The sequence below is a fragment of the Flavonifractor sp. An10 genome, assembly GCF_002161215.1.
In the GTDB taxonomy this organism is placed as follows: domain Bacteria; phylum Bacillota; class Clostridia; order Oscillospirales; family Oscillospiraceae; genus Flavonifractor; species Flavonifractor avistercoris.
On the sequence record NZ_NFMB01000005.1, the window covers coordinates 205,054 to 219,953 of the forward strand.

The window sequence follows — 14,900 nt, forward strand, 5'->3', positions numbered from 1 at the left end:
CCGCCCCGTCAAACGGGGCGGCCGATTTTTATTCCGCATATTCGGTGACATCCCGGAACTCCGGGGCGGTCTCCAGCGGGAGCTGGAGCACCCGGCTGCGCTTCAGCAGCCGGGGCAGCTCCACAAACCGGGGGCAGGTGCTGCGGTAGGTGAGCCAGTAGAACCGGCTGGACTCGGCGCACTGGACGGAGGAGTACACCGTGTAGTCGAAGGGGCTCACGTCCCGGTCATAGTCGGTGTCCTCCCCCGGGTCGGTCAGCTCCACCGCCCCCAGAGGGAAGGCGGCGCTGTGGAGCAGGCGGAACAGCAGGGCGACCCCCTCCGCCTCGTCCCTCCCCTTCCCGGCGCACTGCCGCAGAAAGGCCAGGCGGACAAAGCGGGCGGGGGACGACCAGCCGCCGGGCAGACCGGCGGCCCCGGTGCCGGAGAAGCAGGGCTCCAGCCGCTCCCCGCCCCAGTCCCGGGCGCCGTAGTCCAGGGGGCGCAGGTGGGCGTAGTTGAGCAGGTTGGCCCGGTGCCAGGGGTAGGGCGGGCTGTTGGTCATCACCCCCACCGTGTTCCGGTAGAGGTGCAGGCCGTCCACGTCCGGCTCCACCACCAGGCTGTCCCCCGTCCGGTCGGAGAACATCCAGTGGAGGGGCGGCACGGCGCCCAGCAGAGGCTCCCCCACCAGGGAGACCTCCTCCGTCAGCAGGCGGGCCGCCTCCTCCACCGTGGCGCAGCAGGCCAGGCAGAGGGTCACCAGGAAGGGGGGCTGGAGGGGCAGCCTCCCGCCCGCAGGCCTGTCCGGATAGCGGGCATAGCCCCGGTAGTAGAGCTGCGCCCCCATGAGCCCCCTCTCGTTGAGGCCCTCGTAGAGCACCGGCGTGGCGCCCAGCACCGTGGTGCCCATGCCCACCGCCCCGTAGTCCGCCCGGCGGCGGGCGGCGGGATCCCGGCTGTCGTCCAGGCCGGTGCCACGGGTGCAGAGCTCCGTGCCCGGCGGGAAGCAGGTGACTTTGCTGTCCGCCGCCACCCGGTTGTAGTCAAAGTTCCGCCCAAACAGGTGCCTGCCGTCCGCCGTCTCCCAGGCGATGGCGCTGCACCCGGCGGAACATGCCCCCGGCAGTCTGTGTTTTTGCTCCATCCGGCATCCCTCCCAAACTCGGCATATCCACAGTGTGCGCCGGAGCGGGGGCGGTTATACCCCCTGTTTCCGGGATGGCAGGGCCAGCAGGAGCAGCCCCAGCGCCAGGGTGAGCCCCTGGGCCAGCCACGCGGAGGCGGGCATGGAAAAGGCGGGATCCAGGGCGTCCAGGGTCAGGGGATAGCCGGCAAAGAAGCTGCCGTCCCACAGGCCCAGGGCCTGGGGCAGGGGCAGGGCGGAGAGCACAAAGGGGAAGGCCATCCACACATAGAGCAGCCAGGGCCGCACCTCCCCCAGCCGCCAGCCGCTGCCCAGGGCGAACACCAGGGGCGGCGCCAGGGTCACCAGGGTTGGCAGAACCAGAGTGTCCCAGCCGTACCAGCCGAAGAGACGGGCATAGCATACCGCCGCCAGGGCCAGCGCCGCCAGGCAGAGCAGGGCTGTCCCCACCAGGGCGGCGGCGCACCGGGTCAGGGCGTACCGCCGGGGGTCGGCGGGGGTGGCGGCGGTGAGCACCGCCGCCCGCCGCTCCCGGGCCGAGGTGAAGAAGGTGAGGAAGAACAGGGCCCCCACCCACAGGAGGGGCAGCAGCCGGCCCAGATACACCCCAAAGCTCCAGGGGGAGAAGGGGGCGGTGTGGGCCACGCCGGGGAGCACCGCCAGGTAGAACACCTGCCCGGCGTAGAACAGCAGCACCGCCAGCAGGCCGATGAAAAACTTGTTGCAGAGCAGCCGCCTGCACTCACAGGAAAAAATCTTAGTCAAGGCTCAAGTCCTCCTCCGTCAGCCCGCAGGCATCCAAAAACTCCTGGTAGGTCAGATAGGGGTACATGGGATCCAGCTCCCGGGTGAACAGGCCCTTCAAAATCTCGTCCATGGCCTCCTCGCCCCCCACCAGCTCCTGGGCTTTCAGGATTTTCAGGGGCATCTCGCTGTACTGCCGCATGCCGGACAGGGCGTTGGAGATGGCCAGCCGCTCCGCCTCCGGCAGGGCGTCCAGGTACTCCGGGCAGCGGACGTAGAAGTTGAGGTAGTAGTCGTCCACCGCCGCCCGCCACTGGTCGACATAGTTTTCCACGGCGTAGTCCTCGCCGTAGAGCTCCTTGGCGATGCGGTAGGTGGTGTACACCGTCAGGCCCTCCGCCGACCAGGGGCTGGAGGGGTCGGCGGTATCGAACATGTTGCCCAGGCCCCACCACTGGTGCACCAGCTCGTGGATGAACACCTCGCCGGCGGCGGCGCCCTTGGCCCCGTCGGCCAGGTTGGCGATGGTGAAGCCCGCCTCGTCCAGCAGGCTGGCGCCGTCCGCGGCGTAGCCGCCGCCGGCCACCCGGCTCTGGATCAGCTTGAGGCTCTCCCCCGCGCCGAAGGACAGGGGGCCGTAGTGCTGGGTGCAGTAGTCCACCACCGCCTGCACCGCGTCCGCCGCCCCCACGGCCTCCATGACGGCCTGGTGCTTGCGGCCGTAGTAGAACTGGATGTGGATGCCGCCGGCCTCCATGTCCTCCCGGACGTAGTCGCCGGCGTAGAGGATGCCGCCGGTGCCGTTGTCCTCATAGCGCCAGGTTCGGGTGCCGTTGTCATGCTCCGCGATGATCTCCGCCTCGCTGGAGCCGAAGGGGATCACCGTCATGGCCTCCGGCAGGGTGATCTCGATGGCGGCGGGGTAGCCGTCCTCCCCGGGCAGCACGTTCATCAGCCGGGGGGACAGGGCGGAATTCTCCAGGCAGAGGTACTCGGCGCTGAGCTCCTTGCCCCCCTGCATGGTGGGGATGCTCTCCTGGGGATAGCCCCGGTAGGCCATGGTCAGCTCCACCTCCCCGTCGGCTGGGATGGTCACCTCCAGCAGGGCCTCGTTGTACTCCTGGTAGGCGCTCACCGTGAAGGGCACGTCCACGCCGTTGGCCCGCACGTCGGAGACGGTGTAGCCCGGGTTGACGCCGAAGGCCACCTTCTGCTCCTGTCCGGAGGTGTTTTCAAACCGGAAGGAGGCCCGGCCGGACACCGTGCCGGCCTTGGTGTCCGGAAACACCTGGGCGGTGCGGCTGACAAAGGTGACCCCCTCCAGATAGGGGATCTCAAAGAAGGACATCACCGTCAGATCCGGGTTGCTGCGGTCGATGAAGGGCTGGGCGGCATAGCTCCAGCCGCAGCACAGCAGCAGGGCCAGGGCCAGCAGGGGCCGGTACACCCGCCGGGCGGAGCGGGCCAGGGAGCCCAGCGGCCCCTTGCCGTATCGCCGGATGCACAGCCAGGACAGGGCCCACACCCCCGCCAGGCCCAGCAGCCAGGTGAGGCGCATGTAGGCGGCGGAGCGGAGGACGCGGAAGTTGGAGAAGTCGTCGGACAGGGCCCACACGCAGGGGTTGAGCCAGCACAGCTGCCACTCCCCCCGCCACACGGTGAGGCTCAGGGCCGCCAGGACGGCCACAAGCACCAGGGACAGGTCAAAGCGGCGGGTGAACTGCCACGCCGCCCCGGCCAGCAGGATGCACAGGGGGAGGGCCAGGCCCATGAGGATGCCGTAGGCCAGCAGGTAGTCCAGCCCGTCAAAGACGGCGCCCACGGTGTACGCCGTCCAGGGCAGCCAGGCCAGGGTTGTGAGCACCAGGGCCAGGGCCGCCGTCACCAACAGGGCGGCCAGCCGGGCCAGGGCGGCGGTCAGGGGGGACACCGCCGCGTCGGTGAGCACCTCCACCCGGCTTTTCGAGGCCCGGGCGCTGTCCCACAGGGTGAGCAGGGCGAAGAGCAGGCCGCCCAGCACCCCGGCGGCCAGGGCCGGGTCGGCCACACAGCGGGAGAGCATGGTTTCGGAGGCGGTGAAGCGGAGCACCGTCAGCCCCGCCGCGGGAGAGAGGGCGGTGAGGGCCAGCACCAGCCAGGTGAGCCGCCCCCGCAGCAGCCGCCCCAGCTCCCGCGCGGTCAGAGTCAGGACGTTCATGCCTCGCCCTCCCCGGAGATCAGATAGAGGTAGGCGTCCTCCAGGGTGGGCTCCGCCGGCTGGACGTAGGGCGGCAGCGCCTCCGCCACCGCCCGGCAGGCCACCCCCCGGGCGGTGTTCACCCGGGCCGTGATGTGCAGGCCCTCCTCCCGCTCGCCGCCGGTCTCGTCAAAGGTGCCCACGTGGCCCTCCGCCGCCCGGATCAGCTCCTCCGGCGGGCCGTCGAAGCGGAGCTTCCCCCGGTGGAGCACCAGCAGGCGGGAGCACACCGACTGCACGTCCTCGATGATGTGGGTGGACAGGAGCACCAGCCGCCTCTGGGCCAGCCGGGAGAACAGGTTGCGGAAGTGGATCCGCTCCTCCGGATCCAGGCCCACCGTGGGCTCGTCGAAGATCAGCAGCTCCGGCTCCCCCAGCAGGGCCTGGGCGATGCCCACCCGCTGGCGCTGGCCGCCGGAGAGGGTGCGGATTTTGGCCCTTGCCTTTTCCTCCAGGTGCACCTCCTCAATGGCGCTTTGGATGGCGGCTCTGCTGTCCTGCAGGCCCTTCAGGGCCGCCATGTAGTCCAGAAACTCCGTCACCGTCAGCTCGTCGTACAGGCCGAAGTCCTGGGGCAGGTAGCCCAGGCGGGCCTTGAGGGCCCGCTCCCGGCGGAGCAGGGGCTCCCCGTCCACCCGGACGGCGCCCCCGGTGGGCAGCAGACCCGCCACCAGCAGCTTCATCAGGGTGGACTTGCCCGCCCCGTTGGGGCCCAGCAGGCCCACCAGGCTGGGACTGTCCAGCTCCAGGTTCACGCCCTGGAGGGCCCTCTTGCCGCTGGGGTAGGTCATGGTCAGCTCTTGCAGAGAAATTTGCATGTTCCGGCATCCTTTCTTCTTGGGATCTGGGAACAGGATACCGGGCCTGTGTGGAGATACCGGGGAGGAATTTTGTGTTTTGTGTGGAGAATATGCCGGTTGGAAAAGCTGCGGCAGGCCCGTTGGGCCCGCCGCAGCCTGCTGAAAAAGTTCAGTAAAAGCTGAGCTATTTCTTAAGTATGAGGTAAAATGGGGAGGAGGGAGGGATGAAAGATGCTGGAACGAGGGAAAATGGATCGGGACGTGATCGAGATCGTGGGGATAGACAGCTTAGTCCCGCAGGATCATCTGCTGAGAAAGATCGATCAAGCGGTGGATTTCAGCCGGCTGTATGAAATGGTGGAGCCGCTGTATTGTGAGGAAATGGCAGGCCGAGCGCAGACCCCGTGGTGCTGTTCAAGATGGTGCTGATCCAGCATCTGTACGGGCTGGCGTCCCTGCGGCGGACGGCGGAGGAGGTCTCCCTCAATACTGTATATCGCTGGTTTCTGAGGCTTGGCCCAGGTTACCAACTGGGTGAAGCTTAAATTTGCTGCCATGAACCTCAAAAAACCGGCCAATTGGCTGTGGAGGGAGAAGCTTTTCCCATTCATTGTATCCTGCTCTGCACACCTTGCGCCAGAAACCCGGCCTACGCATAAACTGTAGACCGGGTTCCTCGACAGGCTGGGATGACCACACCTTCGGTGTGGTCATCCTTTTTTATTTCCCTTGCATTGGAAGCTGTCCGGTATAAAAACGGCGGAGGCCAGAGGCCTCCGCCGTGCTGCTGTTCTATTTTCCCGGGGGATATCGTTTTTCTCCGTCCAGGATCCATACAGTATCCAGGCGGGCGCGGATTTCCGGCCGCTCCACCCGGTCGTCCCAGTCCTCCGGGGCCACCTCCTCCAGAGAGATGGTGATGTCCTCTGGGGCGCAGCCCCAGACCTCCATCAGGGCCTGGTTCAGCCGCTCCACCGCGGCCCGCCTGGCCGCCTCATCCCTGGGATAGCACTTGATGGACAGGTAGGGCACGGCCTTACACCCCGGCTATTGCCTGGGCGGCGGCCTTGATGATCGTCACGCAGGCATCGATGCCGATGGTGCTGTTGACGCACAGATCGTACTCCCGGCTCTGTCCCCACCGGCCGTTGGCGAAATAGTTGTAGTAGGAGGCGCGGGCCTTGTCCTGGCGGATCACAAAGCTCTCCAGGTTGGCCTGCTCCACGCCGTACTCCACCCGGGCACGGCGCACCCGCTCGTCCAGGGGGGCGTGGACAAACACGCTCAGCAGGCAGGGATCGTCCCGCAGAATGTAGTCGGCGCACCGTCCCACAATGACGCAGGACTCCTTGGCCGCCGCCTCCTTGATCACTTTGGCCTGGGCGACAAACACCTGATCAGGCACTGAGGGAGTCTGTACCGCGGTATAGAGGTCGTACAGGAAGCTGTTGGTAGGGCGCTGATGCTCCGTATCCCGGATAAAATTCTCCGAGAAGCCGGTCTTTTTGGCCACCGCCGCGATGAGCTCCTTGTCGTAGAAGGTGATGCCCAGCTCCTCCGACAGCTTCTTGGCGATGAGCCGCCCGCCGGAACCATATTCCCGGCCGATGGTGATGACAACGTGCTTCATAAGGACACCTCCTATCCTACTTCTATTATAATACAAACCGGCCGGTTCGTCAAAGCGGATTTTACCAGGAGTACTGCCCGCCCTCGGCGGAATATCGGTAGGGCAGCACGGTGGAGATGGAGATGCCGTCAATGTCGCCCCGCTCCCACATCTGCACCAGATCCGGCGCCTCGGCGTACACCAGCACGCCGCATACCTGGACGCCGTGCTCCTCCACGTAGTCCAGCACGGCGGAGAAATTCTGCCCCCAGGCCAGGGCGTTCTCCGCCTGGGGCCGGCCGGCGATGAAGGACAGCATGCTCAGGAAGTGCTGCGCATAGGCGGCCCCGCTGTAGTACTTCCCCTCCGCCCGCATCTGGTACCAGTTGAACATGGGGTAGTCCTCCCAGCTGGGGGCGATGCTGTTGAAGGGCGCGCCGGACATGGTGAAGCCCACCAGGCCGGGCAGCAGCTCCTCGCCGCTGCGCACGCCCGCCCACAGGAAGGTAAAGCCCTCCTTCCAGGCGTACCGCTCCTCCAGGGCGAAGAGCTCCTGGGTGCTCAGATCCTCCGGGAAGTGGAGCCAGGCGGCCACGTAGGAGGTGGGGGGCAGCTCCGCCAGATAGTCCGCCGCGGCCTGCCCGTTGCTGCTGTCCGCTAGGTTCCCCCAGTCTGCGATGCTCTCCATGGTGGCCAGGGCAAAGTTGCTGCCGAAGGTGCGCACCCAGCCCCCGGTCTGGGAAGCGTCCAGGGTTCCGCTGATCTGATCCGTCTCCCCGGTGAGCCAGTCCCGCAGCTCGTAGGTGAGGATGTAGCGGCCAAAGCCCTCCGGCCGGGCGGTGACGCTGTTCACGGTGTTCCCCGGGGCGGTCAGGCTGTACAGGGCGGTGAGATCCAGGGCGATGGCCTCGCACTCGGTGTCCGGCTCCCCCTCGATGCTCGTCCCGAACCCCTTCTCGTTGGGCTGATAGTACAGCGACGCCACCAGGGGGCTGGCCACAAAGCGCACCCCCAGCAGCACAGCCAGCACGATGCAGGCCGCCCACGCCGCCGTCCGCCGCAGGCGGCGGTTCATCTTCTTCTGAATGTGCCGCACCTCCCCGGCGGGGGCCTGGGTCTCCGCCGTCCCCAGCTCGTCCTCCACCTGCTCCGCCAGGTAGTCGGCGATGGCCTCGCTCTTCTCCAGCTCCGCCTCCACCAGGGCCCGCTCTTCCTCGCTGGCCTGCCCGGCCCGATATTTCTCCAGCAGCTCCCGGAATGTCATAGCTGTCCCTCCAATCTGGTCTTCAGTTTCTTCCGCGCCCGGCACAGCAGGGTGCGGGCCGCCCCGGGGGAGATGCCCATGGCCGCCCCCACCTCTTTCAGGGAGAGCTCACCATAATAATAGAGGGTGATCACCTCCCGATCCGCCGGGGAAAGGGCCTGCACCGCCTGATACACCGTGCGGCGGGTCTCCTGGCGGATGAGCTCCTCCAGGATGTCCCCCTCCGCCGGCAGCCGCTCGGGATCGGGGGGCTCCGGGGCCAGGTACTTCCCCCGGCGGAGCTCGTCCAGCCACAGGTTGCGGCACACCTTGAACAGCCAGCCCCGCCACTGCACCCCCTCCCCCTCCAGGGAGAGGAGGGCCCGGCAGAAGGCCTCCGCCGTCAGATCCTGGGCCCGGGCCCGGTTCTGGCAGAGGGAGTAGGCGTAGAGATACAACTCCCCGGCATAGCGCCGGTACAGCTCCTCCAGCGATCTGGGCTCCATACTCCTCCCCCCTTCACCCCTACAACGTCCCGGCGGCCAAAAGGTTACACCTCCGCCGCAAAATGAATGACATCTTTCTTTTTTTGCAAATCAACCGATAGACGCGCCGGTTTTTCCTTCATTTTTGCAATTACGAATTTTTTACTTGCATTTTGTGGGCAAACTGGTTATAATAGACTTCACTATGGCAGAGTGGATCGCAAAGCTGCCTCCACAAAAACATTCTCCGGCCCGCAGATCCACGCGGGCCGCCAAGCAAAGGGGTTTGGCAACATGGCATTTACGTTTACCAATTCGTACCTCCAGGGCGTGTATGAGGAGGTCTGCCGGAAGAACTCCCACGAGCCTGAGTTCCTCCAGGCCGTGGGCGAGGTGCTGGAGTCCCTCCAGCCTGTGGCCGAGCAGCGGCCCGACATCGTCCGTTCCGGCGTCATTGACCGGATTGTGGAGCCGGAGCGCAGCCTGCTGTTCCGCATCTCCTGGGTGGACGACCAGGGCAAGGTGCAGGTCAACCGGGGCTACCGGGTGCAGTTCTCCACCGCCATCGGCCCCTCCAAGGGCGGTCTGCGGTTCCACCCCTCCGTCAACCTGTCCATCATCAAGTTCCTGGGCTTTGAGCAGATCTTCAAGAACTCCCTCACCGGCCTGCCCATGGGCGGCGGCAAGGGCGGCTCCGACTTCGATCCCAAGGGCAAGAGCAGCAATGAGGTCATGCGCTTCTGCCAGTCCTTCATGACCGAGCTGCAGCGCCACATTGGCCCCGACACCGACGTGCCCGCCGGCGACATCGGCGTGGGCGCCCGGGAGATCGGCTACCTGTTCGGCCAGTACAAGCGCATCCGCAACGAGTTCAACGGCGTGCTCACCGGCAAGGGCCTGAGCTACGGCGGCTCCCTGGTGCGCACCGAGGCCACCGGCTACGGCCTGTGCTACTTTGCCGACGAGATGATGAAGGCCGCCGGCAAGTCCTTCCAGGGCCAGAGCGTGGTGATCTCCGGCTCCGGCAACGTGGCCATCTATGCCAACCAGAAGGCCACCCAGCTGGGCGGCAAGGTCATCGCCATGAGCGACTCCAACGGTTACATTGTAGACGAGAACGGCATCGATTACAAGATCATCCAGGAGATCAAGGAGGTCAAGCGCGCGCGCATCAAGACCTACCTGGACTACGTGCCCACCGCCAAGTACGTGGAGGGCTGCCAGGGCATCTGGAGCGTCCCCTGCGGCATCGCCCTGCCCTGCGCCACCCAGAACGAGCTGCCCCTGGAGGGGGCCAAGGCCCTGGTGGAGCACGGCTGCTTCGCCGTGGCCGAGGGCGCCAACATGCCCTCCACCCCCGAGGCTGTGGCCTATTTCCAGGAGCACGGCGTCCTCTTCGCCCCCGCCAAGGCGTCCAACGCCGGCGGCGTGGCCACCTCCGGCCTGGAGATGAGCCAGAACTCCATGCGCCTGAGCTGGTCTTTCGAGGAGGTTGACCAGAAGCTCCACGGCATCATGACCAGCATCTACCACAACGCCGCCAAGGCCGCCGAGGAGTACGGCATGCCCGGCAACCTGGTGGCGGGCGCCAACATCGCCGGCTTCCTCAAGGTGGCCGACGCCATGATCTGGCAGGGCGTCTCCTATTAAGGGACACAGATAGCAATATACCAGACTTCCAGGGGGACGCGGCAGAGCCGCGTCCCCTTTTTGCGTCGGCCACCGGGGCCCCATCCCAGATGGGGCGGCGCGCAAGCGCCGTGCGAGCGTTTTCGCCGGAGGCGAAAACCTCGGCGCAGGGCGGATTCATTCCGCCCGAGCATGTCAAATTCAGCAGGGTTCCCAAAATGCGGGGCGTTTTGGGACGGCCGACGCCATGATCTGGCAGGGCGTCAGCTACTAAGAACACTTGCAAAACACGCACCAGCTTTCCAGGGGGACGCGGCAAGGCCGCGTCCCCTTTTTGCGCCGGCCACCGGGGCCCCGCCTTTCCGGCCTGTTTCTCTACCAAACAGAGGATTTTTCCGTTTCAGGCTGTTCTCCTTCCCGATCTTCTGCTATAATGGACGCACTGTCTATCTCTGTCTGCAATCCGCCGTGCCGGGCGCGGCGTTATCCTGATTTACGCTCACTCGACTGAAACGGAGGCCGCACCCATGTTGCAAATTCAGAACATGCCCCTGCCCGTGGAGGGCTTCCCCGCCCAGCTGGAAAAGCGGGCGGCCAAGCTGCTGGGCATCCGCCCGGAGCAGCTCCAGTCCCTGGAGCTGGTGCGGCTGTCCATCGACGCCCGGAAGAAGAGCGACGTCCACTACGTCTGCACCGTCCGGGCCGTGGTGGAGGGAGAGGAAAAGCTGCTGGCCCGCTGCCGGGATAGGCGGGTGAGCCCCTGCCTGCCGCCCCGGCCCTATGTGTTCCCGGCGGTGGGGCGGCGCTCCACCCTGCCGCCGGTGGTGGCGGGGATGGGCCCGGCGGGGTTGTTCGCCGCCCTGTTCCTGGCCCGGAACGGCCTGCCCCCCATCGTGCTGGAGCGGGGCCGCCCGGTGGAGGAGCGCACGAAGGACGTGGAACAATTCTGGGCCACCGGCGTGCTGGATCCCTCCTCCAACGTACAGTTCGGAGAGGGGGGCGCGGGCACCTTCTCCGACGGCAAGCTGACCACCGGCACCCACGACCCCCGCATTTCCACCGTGTTCCGCACCCTGGTGGAGGCGGGGGCCCCGGCGGACATCCTCTACCAGCACAAGCCCCACATCGGCACCGACGTGCTGCGGGAGGTGGTGCGCCGCCTGCGGGAGGAACTGCTCTCCCTGGGCTGCGACGTGCGCTTCGGCCATAAGCTGGCGGGGCTGGACATCCGCAGCGGGGCGCTGGCCGGGCTGACCGTGGAGGGCCCCGGCGGGGCCTACCCCCTGCCCTGCGACGCGCTGGTGCTCTCTCCCGGCCACTCCGCCCGGGACACCTTTCGGATGCTGCTGGACGCCGGGGTGCCCATGGCTCCCAAGCCCTTCGCCATCGGGGTGCGCATTGAGCACAGTCAGTCCGCCGTGTCGGAGGCCCAGTTCGGCCCGGCGTGGGAACGCCTTCCGGCGGCGGACTACAAGCTGGCCTGTCACCTGCCCGGCGGCCGCAGCGCCTTCACCTTCTGCGTGTGCCCCGGCGGGCAGGTGGTGGCCGCCGCCTCGGAGGAGGGCCGGCTAGTGACCAACGGCATGAGCCTGCGTGCCCGGGACGGAGCCAATATCAACGGCGGCTTTCTGGTGGGGGTGGAGCCCGCCGACTTCGGCTCCGCGCACCCCCTGGCCGGGGTGGAGTTCCAGCGCCGGTGGGAGGAGGCCGCCTTCGCCCTGGGGGGCGGCGGCTTCCGGGCCCCGGCCCAGACTGTGGGCGACTTCCTGGCGGGGCGGCCCTCCAAGTCCCTGGGGGATGTGGCGCCCACCTACCGGCCCGGCGTCACCCCTGCATCCCTGGATCTCTGCCTGCCGGACTATGTGACCGACACCCTGCGGGGCGCCCTGCCCCTCTTTGACAGGAAGCTCCGTGGGTTCGCCCACCCCGGCGCCCTTCTCACCGGCGTGGAGACCCGCTCCTCCTCTCCGGTACGCATCCTCCGGGGGGAGGACTGCCAGTCCCCCGTCCGCGGCCTCTACCCCTGCGGCGAGGGGGCCGGATATGCCGGAGGTATTACTTCAGCCGCCGTGGACGGTATTCGTGTGGCCGAGGCCGTGGCGGGCGGATAGCCCCCTCGCCGGGGCCCCGCAACGCGGGGCGGCGCTTTGCGCCGTACAAGCGTTTTCGCCTCTGGCGAAAACCTTGGCGCAGGGCGGATTCACTCCGCCCGAGCATGTCAAATCTTCCCCAGGGCACCCATTCGGCCCCTGGCCGAATGGGATCTGGGGGCCGGTTATGCCGGAGGTATTACTTCAGCGGCGGTAGACGGCATCCGGGTCGCCGAGGCCGTGGCGGCCAGATAACCCCCTCGCCGGGGCCCCGCAACGCGGGGCGGCGCTTTGCGCCGTACAAGCGTTTTCGCCTCTGGCGAAAACCTTGGCGCAGGGCGGATTCACTCCGCCCGAGCATGTCAAATCTTCCCCAGGGCACCCATTCGGCCCCTGGCCGAATGGGATCTGGGGGCCGGTTATGCCGGAGGTATTACTTCAGCGGCGGTAGACGGCATCCGGGTGGCCGAAGCCGTGGCGGGCGGATAACCCCCTCGCCGGGGCCCCGCAGGGCGGGGCGGCGCTTTGCGCCGTACAAGCGTTTTCGCCTCTGGCGAAAACCTTGATGCCTGGGACAATTCACTTGCCCCAGGCAGTTGAAATCCCCTTGGGGGCCCCACAGAGCACCCCAAGGTGCTCTGTGGGGGGCGGCATCCGGGTGGCCGAGGCCGTGGCGGGCGGATAACCCCCCTTATTTTCCTGGGAATCTGTATAAAAAGCCCCATTTCAGCACAAATTAAGGCTGAAATGGGGCTTTTCCTCTGTTCGTCCGCGTTTTGTTGTGATACTGTGGACTTCCAGATTTGTCGAAAGAGAGGGAAAACAGTATGGCAAGGAAAAAAATTGAAACCAACATCTCCTATGACGACACGCGGCGCAAGTATTACGTGTTCATGGATTATGGGGTGGACGAGACGGGAAAGCGGGTGAAGAAGTACAAGACCTATCCCTCCCTCCTGCTGGCCCGCCGTGCCCTGCGGGACTTCCAGACCGAGCAGGACACCTACCAGACCGTGGCGCCCCGCTCCATGACCCTGAACCAGTGGCTGGACTACTGGATGGAGGAGGTGATCCAGCCCAACCGGGCGGTGACCACCATCTACGGCTACCGGAAGATCATCGAGAATCACCTGTCCGAGGCCCTGGGGGACATCCCCATCCAGAAGCTGACCCCCCAGCATCTCCAGCAGTACTACACCATGCTCATGCGGGACAAGGGCCTGACGGCCAACACGGTGCGGCGCCACCACGACCTGCTCTCCTGCGCCCTCCACGTGGCGGTGCGGCAGGACATCCTCCTCCGCTGCCCCACGGAGCGGGTGGAGCCCCCCCGGGTCATCCCCAAGGAGGCCCGGTTCTACAGCCCGGCGGAGCTCAAGCGGCTCTTCGGCCTGGTGGAGGGCCACTGGCTGGAGCTGATCGTCAAGCTGGCGGGCAGCCTGGGCCTGCGGCGGGAGGAGATCTGCGGCCTGCGGTGGAGCAGCGTGGATCTGGAGCTGCGCAAGCTCCACATCAAGGAGGCCCGCACCGCCGCCGGGGCGGAGATCGTCCAGAAGGAGACCAAGAACCGCTCCTCCAACCGCATCCTCCACCTGAGCGACGAGTTGTGCCGCCTGCTCCGCCGGGAGCGGGCCCGGCAGGCCGAGCGCAAGCTGGCCCTAGGAGACGCCTGGCCGGACACCGGCATGGTGGCGGTGGACGCCAAGGGCTTTCCCTACTCCCCCAACGCGGTGTCCCTGGCCTTCACCCGGTTCATCCGGGCCAACCACCTGCCCAAGATCACCCTCCACGGCCTGCGGCACACCTTCGCCACCGTGGCCTCCGCCCAGGGCGCGCCCCTGTTCGACATCGGCAAGGCCCTGGGCCACTCCACCCCCGCCACCACCGGCAAGATCTACACCCACCTGCTGGATCAGAACCACACCGCCACCCTGGATCGGGTGGCCAACGCCCTGAAGTAGCCGGCAGTCAGAAGAAGGACAGCTGCCGGTCGGCGTAGCCGCGCTGGCAGGCGGCGGTGATGTCCTTCATGCGGCAGAGCAGGCCCAGCTCCCCGCACCGGCGGGAGAATTGCTCCCACAGCTCCCCGGCCCGGGGGCTGGGGCACTCATAGCGGGGGCCGTACTGCCGCTGATACCGCTCCGGCAGGCCGGGGAAGTGCCGCTCCAGCGCCCGGTAGTAGTATGCCCGCTGGCTGTCCCGCAGGGTCATGCCGAAGGCCGGGTACACAAACCGGGCCCCCGCCTCCGCCGCGGCCTCCGCCACCGCCAGCACGTTTTCCGCGCTGTCCTCCAGGAAGGGGAGCACCGGCATGAGCAGGAGCCCCGCGAAGATGCCCGCCCGGGACAGCTCCTTCACCGCCGCCAGCCGGCGGGCGGGAGAGGGGGCGTTTGGCTCCACCTTGGCGGCCAGAGCCTCGTCCGTGGTGGTGACCGTGATTTTGCACAGCACCGGCACATGGGCCTTCATGCACCGGAGCACGTCCATGTCCCGGGTAATGAGGTCGCTCTTGGTGGCGATGGCCGCCCCGAAGCCGTAGGCGTCTAGCAGCTCCAGGGCGTGGCGAGTGAGCTGGAGCTCCTTCTCGAAGGGGTTGTACGGGTCGCTCATGGAGCCCAGCCCCACAAAGCCGGGGCGCACCTTCCGCGCCAGCTCGTCCCGCAGCAGGGGCAGGGCGTTCTCCTTGGCCCGCACCCGGCCGAAGTCCTCAATGCGGTAGCAGTCGCTGCGGCTGTCACAGTAGATACAGCCGTGGGGGCAGCCCCGGTACAGGTTCACCGTGTGGTCGGTGCCGAACCAGGCCGTGCTCTTGTTTCGGATCAGGATCTGCTTGGCCGGAATATAGTCCATAACCCCTCCAAAAACCAGATACGGCCCTCCCGCCCGCTTCCGGGTTGGGAGGGCCGTGTGTTGTTGTTTACGGGGACGCGCGGCGGGG

General features: G+C 66.9%; 14 protein-coding genes. 5 read left to right on the forward strand and 9 right to left on the reverse strand.

Translation table 11 applies throughout. The annotated features are described in order from the left end of the window. Positions 1-28: 28 nt before the first annotated feature. From B5E42_RS10710 to B5E42_RS10725, 4 genes are read right to left on the reverse strand one after another with little or no spacing between them, the layout of a single operon-like run. Positions 29-1,126, reverse strand: coding sequence for a linear amide C-N hydrolase (locus tag B5E42_RS10710; protein WP_087239451.1), 1,098 nt, complete (start codon positions 1,124-1,126; stop codon positions 29-31). A gap of 54 nt (positions 1,127-1,180) precedes the next feature. Further along, positions 1,181-1,891, reverse strand: a complete 711-nt coding sequence (locus tag B5E42_RS10715; RefSeq protein WP_087239453.1) for a hypothetical protein — start codon at positions 1,889-1,891, stop codon at positions 1,181-1,183. Continuing rightward, the gene (locus B5E42_RS10720; protein WP_087239456.1) at positions 1,884-4,067 is read right to left on the reverse strand and encodes a hypothetical protein; all 2,184 of its coding nucleotides are present in this window, start codon (positions 4,065-4,067) and stop codon (positions 1,884-1,886) included. Before B5E42_RS10720 ends, B5E42_RS10715 begins: the two co-directional genes overlap by 8 nt. Further along, positions 4,064-4,924 carry an ATP-binding cassette domain-containing protein gene (locus tag B5E42_RS10725; protein ID WP_087239458.1) on the reverse strand — a complete coding sequence of 287 codons (861 nt, stop codon included), beginning with the start codon at positions 4,922-4,924 and terminating at the stop codon, positions 4,064-4,066. Before B5E42_RS10725 ends, B5E42_RS10720 begins: the two co-directional genes overlap by 4 nt. 213 nt (positions 4,925-5,137) lie before the next feature. Here B5E42_RS10725 and B5E42_RS10730 point away from each other — a divergent pair, with 213 nt between their 5' ends. Together B5E42_RS10730 and B5E42_RS18905 are read left to right on the forward strand one after the other, a co-directional pair. Next, complete coding sequence (locus B5E42_RS10730; RefSeq protein WP_141242521.1) at positions 5,138-5,335, forward strand: hypothetical protein; 198 nt, start codon at positions 5,138-5,140, stop codon at positions 5,333-5,335. Beyond that, a complete protein-coding gene (locus B5E42_RS18905) occupies positions 5,326-5,451 on the forward strand; it encodes a transposase (RefSeq protein WP_141242522.1) in 126 nt (41 codons plus the stop codon). The genes B5E42_RS10730 and B5E42_RS18905 overlap by 10 nt, the downstream gene beginning before the upstream one ends. Before the next feature lie 247 nt (positions 5,452-5,698). Here the strand turns inward: B5E42_RS18905 and B5E42_RS10735 are convergent, their stop codons facing one another. The 4 genes from B5E42_RS10735 to B5E42_RS10750 form a co-directional block, all read right to left on the reverse strand. Then, positions 5,699-5,938: a tautomerase family protein gene (locus B5E42_RS10735; protein WP_087239460.1), complete on the reverse strand. Its 240-nt coding sequence runs from the start codon at positions 5,936-5,938 to the stop codon at positions 5,699-5,701. 4 nt (positions 5,939-5,942) lie between these two features. Then, a complete protein-coding gene (locus B5E42_RS10740) occupies positions 5,943-6,536 on the reverse strand; it encodes a cytidylate kinase-like family protein (RefSeq protein ID WP_087239462.1) in 594 nt (197 codons plus the stop codon). A gap of 61 nt (positions 6,537-6,597) precedes the next feature. Continuing rightward, a complete protein-coding gene (locus B5E42_RS10745; protein ID WP_087239464.1) occupies positions 6,598-7,779 on the reverse strand; it encodes an anti sigma factor C-terminal domain-containing protein in 1,182 nt (393 codons plus the stop codon). After that, complete coding sequence (locus B5E42_RS10750) at positions 7,776-8,264, reverse strand: sigma-70 family RNA polymerase sigma factor (protein ID WP_087239466.1); 489 nt, start codon at positions 8,262-8,264, stop codon at positions 7,776-7,778. Before B5E42_RS10750 ends, B5E42_RS10745 begins: the two co-directional genes overlap by 4 nt. 273 nt (positions 8,265-8,537) lie before the next feature. Here B5E42_RS10750 and gdhA point away from each other — a divergent pair, with 273 nt between their 5' ends. The 3 genes from gdhA (at position 8,538) to B5E42_RS10765 (ending at position 13,923) form a co-directional block, all read left to right on the forward strand. Then, the gene (gene gdhA, locus B5E42_RS10755) at positions 8,538-9,893 is read left to right on the forward strand and encodes an NADP-specific glutamate dehydrogenase (protein WP_087239468.1); all 1,356 of its coding nucleotides are present in this window, start codon (positions 8,538-8,540) and stop codon (positions 9,891-9,893) included. 506 nt (positions 9,894-10,399) lie between these two features. Beyond that, positions 10,400-11,983 (forward strand): FAD-dependent protein, encoded by a 1,584-nt coding sequence (locus B5E42_RS10760; protein ID WP_087239470.1) that lies wholly within the window; start codon positions 10,400-10,402, stop codon positions 11,981-11,983. An 806-nt stretch (positions 11,984-12,789) separates the two neighbouring features. Further along, a complete protein-coding gene (locus B5E42_RS10765) occupies positions 12,790-13,923 on the forward strand; it encodes a site-specific integrase (RefSeq protein ID WP_087239472.1) in 1,134 nt (377 codons plus the stop codon). A gap of 7 nt (positions 13,924-13,930) precedes the next feature. Here B5E42_RS10765 and B5E42_RS10770 read toward each other — a convergent pair whose 3' ends face one another. Beyond that, positions 13,931-14,812, reverse strand: coding sequence for a radical SAM protein (locus tag B5E42_RS10770; protein ID WP_087239474.1), 882 nt, complete (start codon positions 14,810-14,812; stop codon positions 13,931-13,933). Between the last annotated feature and the right edge of the window lie 88 nt (positions 14,813-14,900).

Bases quoted from the DNA above. Each gene is read 5' to 3' on its own strand.
- B5E42_RS10710 (WP_087239451.1), bottom strand. From the start codon at position 1,126: ATGGAGCAAAAACACAGACTGCCGGGGGCATGTTCCGCCGGGTGCAGC.
- B5E42_RS10720 (WP_087239456.1), bottom strand. From the start codon at position 4,067: ATGAACGTCCTGACTCTGACCGCGCGGGAGCTGGGGCGGCTGCTGCGG.
- B5E42_RS10725 (WP_087239458.1), bottom strand. From the start codon at position 4,924: ATGCAAATTTCTCTGCAAGAGCTGACCATGACCTACCCCAGCGGCAAG.
- B5E42_RS10730 (WP_141242521.1), top strand. From the start codon at position 5,138: ATGCTGGAACGAGGGAAAATGGATCGGGACGTGATCGAGATCGTGGGG.
- B5E42_RS18905 (WP_141242522.1), top strand. From the start codon at position 5,326: ATGGTGCTGATCCAGCATCTGTACGGGCTGGCGTCCCTGCGGCGGACG.
- B5E42_RS10740 (WP_087239462.1), bottom strand. From the start codon at position 6,536: ATGAAGCACGTTGTCATCACCATCGGCCGGGAATATGGTTCCGGCGGG.
- B5E42_RS10745 (WP_087239464.1), bottom strand. From the start codon at position 7,779: ATGACATTCCGGGAGCTGCTGGAGAAATATCGGGCCGGGCAGGCCAGC.
- B5E42_RS10750 (WP_087239466.1), bottom strand. From the start codon at position 8,264: ATGGAGCCCAGATCGCTGGAGGAGCTGTACCGGCGCTATGCCGGGGAG.
- gdhA (WP_087239468.1), top strand. From the start codon at position 8,538: ATGGCATTTACGTTTACCAATTCGTACCTCCAGGGCGTGTATGAGGAG.
- B5E42_RS10760 (WP_087239470.1), top strand. From the start codon at position 10,400: ATGTTGCAAATTCAGAACATGCCCCTGCCCGTGGAGGGCTTCCCCGCC.
- B5E42_RS10765 (WP_087239472.1), top strand. From the start codon at position 12,790: ATGGCAAGGAAAAAAATTGAAACCAACATCTCCTATGACGACACGCGG.
- B5E42_RS10770 (WP_087239474.1), bottom strand. From the start codon at position 14,812: ATGGACTATATTCCGGCCAAGCAGATCCTGATCCGAAACAAGAGCACG.